General features: G+C 60.6%; 9 protein-coding genes. 2 read left to right on the top strand and 7 right to left on the bottom strand.

Annotated elements, in window-relative coordinates:
- Window positions 1-12 precede the first annotated feature (12 nt).
- Entirely contained in the window at window positions 13-2,520 is a 2,508-nt protein-coding gene (locus ACGK9W_RS15945) for an acyl-CoA dehydrogenase (protein ID WP_405417497.1), read from the bottom strand.
- Window positions 2,521-2,742: 222 nt separating this feature from the next.
- On the opposite strand from ACGK9W_RS15945, the gene ACGK9W_RS15940 reads away from it, so the two are divergent.
- Window positions 2,743-4,386, top strand: coding sequence for a methyl-accepting chemotaxis protein (locus ACGK9W_RS15940; protein WP_104270930.1), 1,644 nt, complete (start codon window positions 2,743-2,745; stop codon window positions 4,384-4,386).
- On the opposite strand, the gene ACGK9W_RS15935 is transcribed toward ACGK9W_RS15940, so the two are convergent.
- Both ACGK9W_RS15935 and ACGK9W_RS15930 read right to left on the bottom strand, forming a co-directional pair.
- Complete coding sequence (locus tag ACGK9W_RS15935) at window positions 4,376-5,266, bottom strand: prenyltransferase (protein ID WP_405417493.1); 891 nt, start codon at window positions 5,264-5,266, stop codon at window positions 4,376-4,378. The genes ACGK9W_RS15940 and ACGK9W_RS15935 overlap by 11 nt on opposite strands.
- Before the next feature lie 43 nt (window positions 5,267-5,309).
- Window positions 5,310-6,197 (bottom strand): AEC family transporter, encoded by an 888-nt coding sequence (locus ACGK9W_RS15930; RefSeq protein ID WP_405417490.1) that lies wholly within the window; start codon window positions 6,195-6,197, stop codon window positions 5,310-5,312.
- A 211-nt stretch (window positions 6,198-6,408) separates the two neighbouring features.
- Between ACGK9W_RS15930 and ACGK9W_RS15925 the strand changes: the two genes are divergently transcribed.
- Window positions 6,409-7,593, top strand: coding sequence for a MalY/PatB family protein (locus ACGK9W_RS15925; RefSeq protein ID WP_405417487.1), 1,185 nt, complete (start codon window positions 6,409-6,411; stop codon window positions 7,591-7,593).
- Window positions 7,594-7,611: 18 nt separating this feature from the next.
- Here ACGK9W_RS15925 and ACGK9W_RS15920 read toward each other — a convergent pair whose 3' ends face one another.
- The 4 genes from ACGK9W_RS15920 to ACGK9W_RS15905 form a co-directional block, all read right to left on the bottom strand.
- The gene (locus ACGK9W_RS15920) at window positions 7,612-8,160 is read right to left on the bottom strand and encodes a carbohydrate-binding protein (RefSeq protein WP_405417485.1); all 549 of its coding nucleotides are present in this window, start codon (window positions 8,158-8,160) and stop codon (window positions 7,612-7,614) included.
- Complete coding sequence (locus tag ACGK9W_RS15915) at window positions 8,153-9,121, bottom strand: DMT family transporter (protein WP_405417483.1); 969 nt, start codon at window positions 9,119-9,121, stop codon at window positions 8,153-8,155. The genes ACGK9W_RS15920 and ACGK9W_RS15915 overlap by 8 nt, the downstream gene beginning before the upstream one ends.
- A gap of 45 nt (window positions 9,122-9,166) precedes the next feature.
- Window positions 9,167-10,570, bottom strand: coding sequence for a succinylglutamate desuccinylase/aspartoacylase family protein (locus tag ACGK9W_RS15910; protein ID WP_405417481.1), 1,404 nt, complete (start codon window positions 10,568-10,570; stop codon window positions 9,167-9,169).
- A 191-nt stretch (window positions 10,571-10,761) separates the two neighbouring features.
- Complete coding sequence (locus tag ACGK9W_RS15905; protein ID WP_008172715.1) at window positions 10,762-12,399, bottom strand: MBL fold metallo-hydrolase; 1,638 nt, start codon at window positions 12,397-12,399, stop codon at window positions 10,762-10,764.
- Window positions 12,400-12,498 lie beyond the last annotated feature (99 nt).

Below are 12,498 nucleotides of genomic sequence, written 5' to 3'. Positions count from 1 at the left end.
CTTTATTGCTCGTCATTTCTCTTCTCTGGGTGGGCGCTCGACCACCTTGCGTTTGCCCTTGGCACAGCGCGAAAGCGCTTTCAGGCCGTCGGCATCGAAAGCATCGACGCGGATCACATCATAGAGCGCTTCCAGTGCTTCCAGCAGTTTGTCGCACTCGTCTGCCTTGACCACGCCCTGGGCACAGGCCCAGTCAACCAGTTCCTTGCGCTGATGCCCCATCAACAGGTCAATGCCGCCCAGTTCGTCTTCATCGCGGTTGCGCATGGCGTCATGCAGCCGGCTGCGCATGTCCGCGGTCTCGTTGGCCAGCTTGTAGGCATTGAGCACCCGCCCGAGCGGATCTTCCGGGTCCATGGTGGTGTAGGTACCGCGACTGATGCGCTGGCGTACCGGGGTGTCCTTGACGATGGATTCCGCGACCTGTGCGCCCAGCTTGTCGTCCGGGCCGTTCAGGCCAGTGGCACCCAGCGGGAACACCAGCAGTCGCAGGGGCCAGCGCAGGGCCGGAACCGGGAAGTTGATGATGGCTTCGCGCATGGAGCCCTGTAGATCCCTGAGGCAGGTCTGTAGGCACCACTCTACCAGCGGCCGCTGGTCATCCGGGTAACCCTCCTCATGCCATTGTTTGATGACGGCGGTGGCGTAATAGAGTTGCACCAGGCAGTCGGCCATGCGCCCTGAGAGGCGTTGCCGGGCCTTGAGGCCTCCACCAACGGTCAGCAGAGTGACGTCAGTCATCAGGGCGAAGGCTGCTGAGAACCGCGCCAGCTGTCGGTAGCTGGACTTGATGTTGCCTTGCCGTGGCACCGATTCGGCCCATCCCCTGGTCAGTCCCAGCAGCAGGGCCCGAAGGGCGTTGCGGGTGGTATGGGCCAGATGCCGGTAGAAGATACCGTCGAATTTCTTCGCTGCCTTGTCCTCGTCTTCCATGCCTGCTGCTTCGATTTCCTCAACAATGAACGGATGGCAGCGGATGGAACCCTGGCCGAAGATCATCAGGCTCCGGGTAAGGATATTGGCGCCTTCCACGGTGATCCCGATGGGGACCGCCTGGTAGGCCCGGGCCAGGAAGTTGCGGGGGCCGGTGATGACACCGCGGCCTGCCACCACGTCCATGGCATGGTTGATGACTTCCCGCATCAGGTCGGTATTGCGGTATTTCAGCACGGCGGACGGCACCGAGGGCCGCACGCCACGGTCCAGCATGCCGGAGGTCAGCAGCCGGGCAGCGTCCATCATGTAGGTGTAGCCTGCGATGGGCTCCAGGGCTTCCTGTACGCCTTCAAACTGGCTGATGGTACGGCCGAACTGTTCCCGGGTGTAGGCGTAGGAGCCGGTGGCCAGGCTGGCCACCTTGCCGGCGCCGGTGCCCAGGGCCGGCAGCGAGATGGAACGGCCGATGGACAGGCATTCCAGCAGCATGGTCCAGCCCTTGCCGAGCATATCCTGGCCGCCAATGACCTGTTCCATGGGGATGAACACGTCGTTGCCCCAGGTGGGACCATTCATGAAGACGGTGTTCATGGGCAGGTGGCGGGCACCGGCGTTGACGCCACCGGTGTCCTTCGGCACCAGCACGCAGGTCACGCCGATCTCATCCGAATCGCCCAGCAGCTTGTCCGGATCGTAGACCTTGATGGCAAGGCCAATCAGTGTCGCCACCGGTGCGAGCGTGATGTAGCGCTTGTTCCAGGTGACTTTCAGGCCCAGCACTTCCTTGCCGTTCCATTTGCCCTTGCAGACGATGCCTTTGTCCGGAATGGCGCCGGCGTCGGAGCCGGCCACCGGGGAGGTGAGGGCGAAACAGGGAATCTCGTCGCCGCCGGCCAGTCTGGGAAGATAATGCTGTTTCTGCTCATTCGTGCCGTAGTGCATCAGCAACTCGCCCGGGCCGAGGGAGTTGGGCACCATCACGGTAACGGCAGCCGATACGCTCCGGGTGGAAATCTTCATCACGATTTCAGAGTGGGCGGTGTTGGAGAACCCCAGGCCGCCGTCTTCTTTGGGAATCACCAGGCCGAAAAAACCGTTCTCACGGATAAACTTCCAGACCTTGTCCGGCAGGTCGTACTGCTCGTGGGTGATCTTCCAGTCGTCGAGCATGGCGCAGAGCTTTTCCACCGGGCCGTCCAGGAAGGCCTGTTCCTCGCTGGTGAGGTGCGCCGGCTTGGCGTCCAGCAACTTGTTCCATTTGGGCTTGCCGGAGAAAAGTTCGCCGTCCCAGTCCACCGAGCCGGATTTCAGGGCTTCCGCCTCGGTATCCGAGAGTTTCGGCAGCCGGCTGCGCACCCAGCCAAGCAGGGGGCGGCTGAGCTTGTCGAGGCGCAAGTCGCCGGGAATAACAAGGATTAACGCCAGCGCCAGCAGTACACCGCCACAAAGAATGCTGATCAGGTGCCATTCATCCTGGAACAGACCCACAACGGTCGCAATGGACATGACGGCAGCGGCTGTGGTGCCGCCTATACCCAGGTAGATCAGCACCAGGGCACTGATCAGCAGAAGTAGAACACTCATGTGAAGACCTCCGTATCGTGAATGCAATCAGCGAGAAACTGACCTTTACCATCGGTCAAAGCCTGACCAGTTGCAAGAGGCGTGGGGGCGGGATGTAAAGATTGATTGCAGTAATGAAAAGCATTGTCAAAAACCCGCAAGTTTCTCTCCATTGATTGATCCAGACTGCAACTTTCGGAGAACACATAGCCTCATTCAATAAAAAGTACCCGGAGCCTAATGATGTTTAGCCAGCTCACCGTTGCGAAACGCCTTGCCCTTGGCTTTGGTCTGATTCTGTCGCTGATGATTGCCATAAGTCTGGTTGGTAATCATCGGGTCGGTTTTATCGACAGGACCCTGACCGACGTGGGTGATGGCGCCGCCGTGAAGCAGCGCTACGCCATTAACTTTCGGGGCAGTGTCCATGACCGGGCAATAGCCATTCGCGATGCAGTACTGGTTGAGAACGACCGGGAGCTACAACGGCACCTCGCGGACATTGAGCGTCTTAAGGGGTTCTATCGGGATTCCGCCGGCCCGATGGATAGGATGTTCCGGGAAGAAGGCGCTAACAGCCGGGAAAGGGAGCTCCTGGCAGCGATCAAAGAGATCGAGCGCAGGGCCCTGACGCTGACCGACGACCTCCTCGAGCTTCGCCTGGCGGGAGAGATCGACCAGGCCCGGGCATTTCTGCTCAGCGATGTCTCTGGCGCTTACTCGGAGTGGTTGAAACGGGTAAATGCCTTTATTGATTACCAGGAAGAGGTGGTTACAGGTGGCGTGGATGAGGTTCGCGAGGCAGCGAGTACATTCAATGCGTTGAACCTGGCCGTCACCGGTCTCGCGGTGGTTCTGGGTGCCCTGGTGGCACTGGTGATCATTCGCCGATTGAAGAAGATTCTTGGCGGTGAGCCCGAAGACGTTGCCCGGGCCATTCGTCAGCTGGCCGATGGTGAGTTGGACCAGGAGCTCCGGACACGGTACCCGGATAGCGTGATGGGCGCGCTGCAGGACACTGTGGAGCGATTGGGCGGCATTATCCGGGAAGTAGGGTCTGCCGCTGAAGAGCTCTCCACTTCCTCCTCTGAACTTGAAAGCACTTCGGATAACAACAGCCGACAGATACGTCTCCAGGCGACCGAGGCGGAACAGATGGCCACGGCGGTGAACCAGATGGCCGCCACGGTGAACGAAGTGGCGGGTTTTGCCGCCAGCGCGGCAACCGCCACCCAGAAAGCCGACATCGAAGTGGAGAGCGGTAATCGCGTGGTGCAGGAAACCGCGGCCTCCATCGGAGAGCTGGCGGAAACCCTGGAGCAGGCAACACAGACTGTGCAGCGCGTGTCCCAGGACAGCGCCAATATCGAAAAGATCATCGAGGTGATCAACGCCATCGCCGAACAGACCAACCTGCTGGCGCTGAATGCTGCGATCGAGGCGGCACGCGCCGGCACCCATGGACGAGGATTCGCTGTCGTGGCCGACGAAGTACGGTCGCTGGCATCGCGGACCCAGGATTCCACCCGGGAAATTCAGGAGATGATTGGAAACCTGCAGGCGGGCGCCGGCCAGGCGACCGAGGTTATGGAAAGCAGTCGGGAGCTTGCCCGCACCACGGTGGACAAGACCAGCGAGGCGGAAGCTGCTCTGGCCCGGATTCGTCATGAGGTGGGTGCCATCAACGACATGAATGCCCAGATCGCCAGTGCCTCGGAAGAGCAGAGTTCCGTTGCAGAAGAAGTTAACCGCAATATCAGCCGCATCCATGATGCCACGGTGGAGACCTCAGCCGGTTCCGAGCAGGTGGCCGGGGCAAGCCGTGATCTGGCCGTACTTGCCGGCCAGCTGCGTTCCAGGGTCAGTGTGTTCCGGTTTAAAGGCTGAGTCCGCAGATCAGCAGCGCCAGGGTTGCCAGCAGCACCCCGACGTTGATGCCGAGGAGTGTGTTGAATTGTTCGGGGCGGTTGAGCGCGCCTGGCAGCTTGACGCTTATCCAGATGGCTGCCGGCAGAGGCGCAAACGCGAGAGCGGTCCACAGCGGCAACCAGCCGATCCAGATTGCCGCCTCAAGAATGCCGTAGCTGCCCAGTAACAGCAGCCCCACCAGGCGGGCGGCGGCCGTCTTTCCGAGCGTAATCACCAGATGCCGGCGCCCGACTTTCCGGTCCGCGTCGGCATCCGGTATCTGATTGATCAGCAGCAACTCACTGACCAGCAGCAGGCCGATGGTGGAAACGGTAAGAGCCGTTGCGTCCAGCCGGGCCCCCAGGGCAATCAGACTGCCAAGAATCATCACCGGTCCGAATCCCAGCCCCGGAGCCAGCAGGCAAATCACCGGTGAGCGGGTAATCCAGCGGGTATAGGTGAGCACCAGAACTACGCCGGCGGCGCCAAGTACCAGCATGGGCAGGCCCCGGAGCCATAGAAAGTAGAGACCAATGGCGACAACCAGCCCCAGGGTGCCAAAGGCGGCAAGTAAAACCTGCCGGGCGGCTGAGGGCACTTCCGGCAAGGCACCACTGCCGCCGGAGAAAGGCGTGCGACGGGTAATCAGATCCAGCCCGGAAACAAAGTCTTCGTACTCATTGAGCAGATTGACGGCGGCATGGGCCAGCAGGGCGCCAATCAGGACGAGCAGGGTATTGAGCAGGGCCGGAGGCTCGCCCTGGTGCCAGGCTACCGCCACGCCAAGGCCGGCACACAGCGGTGCGAGTACCAGGAAATTGGGTCGGGAGGCGCGCACCACCGCAACGGTTTCAGACATCGGGTCCTTCCTCGGCTAACAGAGCGGTTAGTGGGGCAGATGCTCAGACGTAGCCGGCGGCAAACACCAGACCGAGCACAACCGGCATAACCACAAGACTGCCCAGATTGCTCAATAATACCAGCGAGGCGACCTTGTGTGGCTCCTGCCGATACTGTTCCGCCACCATGTAATTGAGTACGGCCGGAGGCAAGGCTGCAAATACCCACAGCGCCGCCACCTGCATCCCGGGAAGATCCAGAACCGCAATCATCGGCCATGCAAGGATCAGACCGCTGGCGGGACAGGCGATGGCGCCCAGCATACCCAGTTTCCAGTCACTGAAATCGATATCAAGCATGCGCACGCCAAGGGCAAAGAGCATCAGCGGTATGCTCACACCACCGAGCATGTTCAGGGTTTCCAGCAGCCATTCCGGCAGGGTCACGCCCCCGAGATTGACCGAGAGCCCGGCAATACTGGCAAATACGATGGGCAGCTTCAGGCGTTTTACGATGGAGGTATGGGGGGCGAGCATGTACAGCCCCACCGAAAAGTGCAGCAGCATTTCCACGATGAATAGCACAATGGCCGCCGGCAGGGCCTCATCGCCAAAGGCCAGTACCAGCAGCGGAAGACCCATATTGCCGGAATTGTTAAACATCATCGGTGGCAGAAAGGTCTTCAGGTTCAGCTTCAGAACCCTGGCCACCGGATACAGAACAATTCCTGATCCGAGCACAACCACCGTGGCGGCCAGTGCAAGCTGGGCGTAGTTCTGCAGCGGAGCCTGCTGGTCAGCAAGAACAGCGAAGACCAGCATGGGCACAAACAGCTCCATGTTGAGAACGTTCAGTCCCTGGATGTCGGGCGTCCGGTAGCGGCCATAGAGTGCGCCGCAACCGGCGATCAGAAATACCGGCAACATGGTGGACAGAATCTGGCCAATCATTGAACAGGCTCCGGGGAATGTTTGGAAGTTTTTATTGGATAAACCGTTAGGTTCGCAAGTATCGCCCTGCTTGGGCAAGTGTTTATCGACGATGTTCGACCAAAGCCGGATATGAACACGGTGGCGACATCGGCAGCCGACGGTTGCGATGGCCGTTCGGGCCCACCACAATACCGTTTTCCAATGTTGTTATCTGCCCTGGAGAGTCCCTGTGTCCAGCCCGTTTGATCAGCCGGTTTCCCGGGAACACACCTGTTCCGTCAAGTTTGATGCCCGCAAGGCGGTTTTTGGCACCGAGGATGTTATCCCGGTCTGGGTGGCCGATATGGATTTCGCGGCACCGGAGGCTGTCACCCGTGCGTTGAGGGAGCGGGCGGAACATCCGGTTTATGGCTACACCCTGTTTCCGGACAGTCTTTACCAGTCGATGATCGACTGGTTTGCCAGTCGCCATGACTGGGAGATCCGGCGCGAGTGGATACTGATGGCGCCCGGCGTGGTGCCATCGATCAACGCCGCGTGCATGGCCTACGCGGGACCCGGTGAGGGCGTCATCATCCAGCCGCCGGTTTATCCGCCGTTTTTCAGTTCGGTGCGGCACAGTGGCCGGGTGGTGATCGAAAACCCCTTGGTGCCGGAGGATCCGGACACCGGAGACCCGGGCCACTACCGCATGGATCTTGATCACTTGGAGCAGTGCGCAGCCCGCCCCGATGCCCGGATCCTGCTGCTGTGCTCGCCCCATAACCCGGTTGGCCGGGTTTGGTCGGAGGAAGAACTGACGGCGGTGCTGGATATTGCTCGCCGGCACCGGCTGGTGGTGGTCTCCGACGAGATTCATTGTGACCTGACCTTCACGGATAAACCCCGCCACACCATGCTGGCGAAGCTGGCCGGTCCTGAAGATGCACTGGTAACGGCGGTCGCACCGAGCAAGAGTTTCAACATGCCCGGCCTCGGCCTGTCCGCTCTGGTTATTCCCGATGCGGACCGGCGCAAGGCAATGAAGGACGTGTTTGAATCCATGCATCTGCCCCAGTGCAATCCGTTCAGTATTGCCGGGTTTGAGGCCGGCTACCGCCATGGTGCCCCCTGGCTGGACGATCTGATGGCCTATCTGCAGGCCAGCCGGGACTATGTGGTGGAGGCTGTTGGCCAGCGCCTGCCCGCCATTCGCGTGTCCGCTCCGGAGGGCACCTATCTCATGTGGCTGGATTGCCGCGAACTGGGCCTGGACGATGCGGGCCTGAAACGCTTTTTTGTCCGGGAAGCCGGTGTGGGCATGAATCCCGGACTCTCCTTTGGCGACCCGGGCAGTGGCTTTATGCGCCTGAACATCGGCTGCGCCAGATCGGTTCTGGAAGAGGTCATTGGCCGCATCGAAGCGGCTCTCTAGTTAGTTGCCCGCTCCTCGTTACTGTCGGCCTTCCAGGGAACAATGATCCTCCACCAGTTGCCAACGAGGAGGCTTGTTCATGCCGGGCATGTCTCCGTTGGTTGCCCGGATAGCCTCCCAGATCTGACCGCCGTGGGTGACCAGGCTGCCAACCGTGTAGCTTCTGGAAAATAGCCACGGGTCCGGTCTTACACACATGCCGGAAGACGTCTCGCCCCGTTTGCTCTTGCCGACGGTTTGGCCGGCACCAGCCTCGGTGCCTTTCTGGCCGTCTCCGGCCCGGGTTTGATCAACCGGTTGCTTACGGCCCTCGCAGTCCGGCACAGAATCCAGCTCTTTCCAGTCGAACGTAATGCCCGGTTCCAGGCCCTCGTGCAATTCGCGGGACTCATACCAACTGCCTTTGTGAAAGACCGCAGCACCGGCTGGATAATAGCGGGTAGGTACCCACTTGGACTCCTCGGGATCACAGGGTTCCGCTGCAGCCGGCGCCGACAGGCCAGCGGTCAACAGCACCAGAACCAGGCAAAAGAAGCGGTGAGAGATTTCTGGGACAGGTTTAATCATGGATGTCTCCTTTTGCTGACTGCTCCGGGGTCGGGTAGTCGGTGCGTTTACGGGTCTGCGTGGCCAATACCAGCCCGGCCAGGATCAGCGCGCCGCCTATAACATGAAACAGCCCGAGGGATTCGGCCAGGAAAATGCCGGCCAGAATCGAGGCGAAGACAGGCGTCAGGTACATGAAGATGGCAGCCCTGGCCGGGCCAATTTTATGCACACCGTGGTTCCAGAATCCATAGGCCAGGATCCCCGGGAAGATGGCGAAGTACAGCAACGGCATGGCGGTGCTTTTTGACACTTCGAAACCACCGGAGAAGAAAATCAGATCGGTCAGGTAGAACGGCAGGACAACCAGCGTGCCGAGCAGGATTTGCGTGGTCAGAAAAGTCAGTGCTGGCAAAGGTACAGCCTGCCGTCGCAGTAGCACCGAGAACAGGCCCCAGCTGAATACCGCCGCCACCATGATCAGATCCCCCGGCTGGGCCTGAAGGCTGGTGAGCACCGAGAGATCGCCGCGGGCAATAACGGTAACGATGCCGGTAATGGCCAGCGCGATACCCAGCGCCTGAATCGGCCGGGTGCGGTCGCCGAGGAGAATCCAGGCCAGCAGTGCCACGAAAATGGGGATAGTGGCGTTGATCAGGGCAATATTGGTAGCGGTGGTTGTGGTCGCCGCCAGATACAGCAGGGTATTGAATGCCCCCACGCTGAAGGTCGCCAGCGCCAGCATGGAACCGAACCGCTGGCGGATAATGTCGCGGTGGCGCCAGATACCCGGGAGCCCGAAAGGCAGCAGGATGACCAGGGCGATTACCCAGCGCCAGAACGACATGGAGAGCGGCGGAATGTTCTCTACCGTGCCCCGGGCCACAACGGCGTTACCTGCCCAGAACAGAGGTGTAAGAACCAGACCGATGTAGGCCAGGCCGGGAATTCGCGACAAGACTCCGGCTTTCTCGGAAGACACAAAGGCTCCTGTGGGGTTGGTGATACCCGAAAAAAGCCTAGCATACTACTCTCCGGGAACTTCTGCCTCCGTACCAATGTGGTAGGCGGCAAAACCGGCCATCACTACCTGGTCCACGGCCATACCGATAACCCGGCCATCGGTGGTAGACCGGATGGGGTGCTGGGCATTGGTGATCGGATCGGACACGTAACCGAGAATCTCTCCTTCCGATACGTTTGCCCCCAACTCAATTTCGCTGAACAGAATCCCGCCGTGGTCCGCGCGGATCCAGTCGGAATCGTAATAGACAGGCTCCGGATCGCCCCATACGAACATCCGGGAGATCATGCCCTGACGCTCCATCAGGCTGGTGAGGCTGTTCACGCCGGCGCTGATCTGGTGCTGCTGTATACGGTGGGATTCGCCGGCTTCCAGGGTGACGGTGCGAATACCGGCTTCCACAGCAGCGGTGCGCAACATGCCCGCAGAACCGGAGCTGTGAACCACCGCCATGCGGTCAAAGCCCCGGGTGAATTCCGCCACGTCCGGGTTGTTCATGTCGGCGCGAAGCTGCGGCAGGTTGGTGCGCTTCAGTGAGCCGGTGTGGATGTCCACCAGCATGTCGCACTTGCGAATCACGTTCTCGAACAGTGAATGGGCAATCCGGTCGGCCAGGCTGCCATCGGGGCTGCCCGGGAAATGCCGGTTGAGGTCCCGGCGATCGGGCAGGTAACGACTGCCCTGCTGGAATCCCGGCAGGTTCACAATCGGCACACCCACGACCGTGCCCGACAGCTTCTCCGGGTTCAGGTCATACATGGTCTGGCGGATGATCTCGATGCCATTCAACTCATCCCCGTGAACTGCCCCGGTGAGGCACAGCGTCGGGCCGGCGTTGATGCCGTTGACCACCAGAACCGGGGTTGTCTGGGACAGCCCGGCAATCTGAATGCCGGGGGTCCAGGCCAGGCGGGTAGACGTGCCGGGCAGGACATCATTGTCCAGCAGCGTGAAGACCTCGCCTTCGCGAATCTCGGGCTCCGGCTCCGGCTCCGGCTCCGGCTCGGGTTCGGCCACCGCTTCGGTTGCCATGACCTCGGATTCTGCGGCATCTGCATCGGTATCTCCGGGCGCTGAAACCTGTGCCTCCGGTGGCGGCGCAACCTGCTTGAGATCGATGTTCGGGGCTACCTTGCGGGAACCGGCCGAGGGCGTATCGATACCGGCTCCGCCCTGTGGGACTGCCGGCTGACGGGCTGTATTGTTCTTCCCTTTGGTCTGCAGAGGGGCCGAATGCTCAACGTCCTCGACGCTCTCGTCCTCGGCCAGTTCCGCGATCAGCACTTCGGATTTTTTGCTGGCCTTTGCCGAATCGGTTTCGGCCAGAACAGGTGCCGACAGCCAGGGTATGACCAGGCCAATCAGCAGGATCCGGGGGGACGGTTTTTGAAGCCGCTCAAACAGCATATTTCCTCACGGTTCGTCAGTGTGCGCTCAAGGATAGAGTGCCTCTGGCGGTCATGAATACTGCTGTGACAAAGGTTTAATGCCACTTTCATGAAATCCGGGCAAGTTATAACGAAAACAGTTATACGCCGGAAAAGTGATTAAAAATATGGGTGTTTTGCGAAATCCCGTGTGCTTTCGTTACTCCCGCGTTAGCTGTCGTGTACGACATGCCACAGATCGTCCTCCCGGAACGCCCTGTGCTCCGCCTCCAGCTTCAGTAAATGCGCCAGGGCTGACCGTGCCGCAAGGCCGTGGATGGCGGCCGGAACATCGTCATAGGCTTTTGCGGTAAGAGCTTTCAGGTCTACAGGAGCCAGGGCTTCCAGCGCGCGGGCCACCTTGTGCTCACGGGACAGACGGTGGGTGATCAGGAAATCGATCACCGCTTCGGGATGCCCCATCAGAAAGCCGTGTGCTGGCGCAATGTAGCGAATGGATTCGGCCAGCAACTCGTAGAGCGACTCGATGTAGGCCTTCATGTCGCCGTCCGGCGGATTAATGACCACCGTTGAGCCCTGCATGATGTGGTCACCGGAAAACAGCAGCTTCTGGTCGACCAGCAGAAAACACAGATGGTTCGAGGCATGACCCGGGGTATGAAGCACCTTCAGGAGCCCGGCTTCGGTCACAATCAGATCACCGTGCTCCGGTTCATCATCGGCCCGGAAGGTCTGGTCCTGGCCGGCACCCGGGGGCGCCGGCCAACCGAACACCCGGCAACCGGTGCGCTCTTTCAGGGCCGCAACCGCCGGCGAATGATCCTGGTGCGTGTGGGTAACCACAACCTGATCAATCACCCCACCGGTCACCTCCAGAATTCGCTCGATATGGGACTCGTTGGCGGGGCCGGGGTCGATCACCGTGAAGCGTTCATGGCCCAGAATGTAAGTGTTGGTCCCTGGCCCGGTCATCATCCCCGGGTTGGGCGCCGTCAGCCGGGTGACACGGGCCGCGACCTCAACCGCCTCTCCGGGATTAATCTCCGCCCGGGTCGAGCCTTCACCTTCCGGATCCAGCTTCGCGGCCTCATCATAGGCCGGCGCTCCCGGCTCCAGCGTCACCGGCTTACCCTTTTTGACCGCCGGCCAGGGCTGGTTGGGGTAGGGCTCGGGCGGGTTGGCGTGGGCATAGCGCATCAGCGCATCGGTGGTCTCGAACCCGTTCAGCACCCGCAACGTCCGAATCGTTGGCAACCCCAGCAACCGCTGGCCGTTCCGATGATCCTCAAGGGCCTGTTCCGGGCGGATCCAGACATGATCGATGGTTTCGATACCGTCGTGCCCGGCCAATTGACCTTCCGGAGCGGGCGTCACGAAAAACCGTGTATCGAAACGCCTCGGCGGCCCCGGCGGCGTAATCCAGTGGCCGAGATAGGCAAGCCTGTCCAGCGGAAGCGCCAAGCCGTGCTTTTTGCACAGACTGGCCAGAGACAGATCGCCGTCGAACACCGACCTCCGATCCGCATGGGCCGGATGATCCCCGGATATCGGGTTGCCCTGTTTATCCACCGCAACCAGAACCCCGGACTCCTCAAAACACTCCCGAACCGCCGCCAACATATAGTCCGCGCCGCCTTCATCGACACTCATGGTCTGACTGATCTCGGCGTCTCCGGGCCCGATAATATGGTCCTGCCCGTGAGTCTCGTTTTCCTCGACTCGCCCGCCAGGGAATACAAAATAGCCGGGCATAAACACGGCGTCCCAGGTGCGTTGCAGCAGCAGGACTTCAAGGCCTTCGGCTGTATCTCGAACCAGAACCAAGGTGGCAGCAGGGCGAATATCCATAAAACTCCATCTTCAAATATTTATTGTCAGTGCGCGGGAGTGATACGAACGATGGCAGGGAAGGGCTTTCCAAAACTGTCTGTCGCCAGGGATGGCGAC

Source organism: Marinobacter flavimaris, from assembly GCF_045057155.1.
In the GTDB taxonomy this organism is placed as follows: Bacteria; Pseudomonadota; Gammaproteobacteria; order Pseudomonadales; family Oleiphilaceae; genus Marinobacter; species Marinobacter manganoxydans.
Note: the sequence above shows the minus strand (reverse complement) of the source record. Positions and strands in the feature narration are given on the sequence as shown.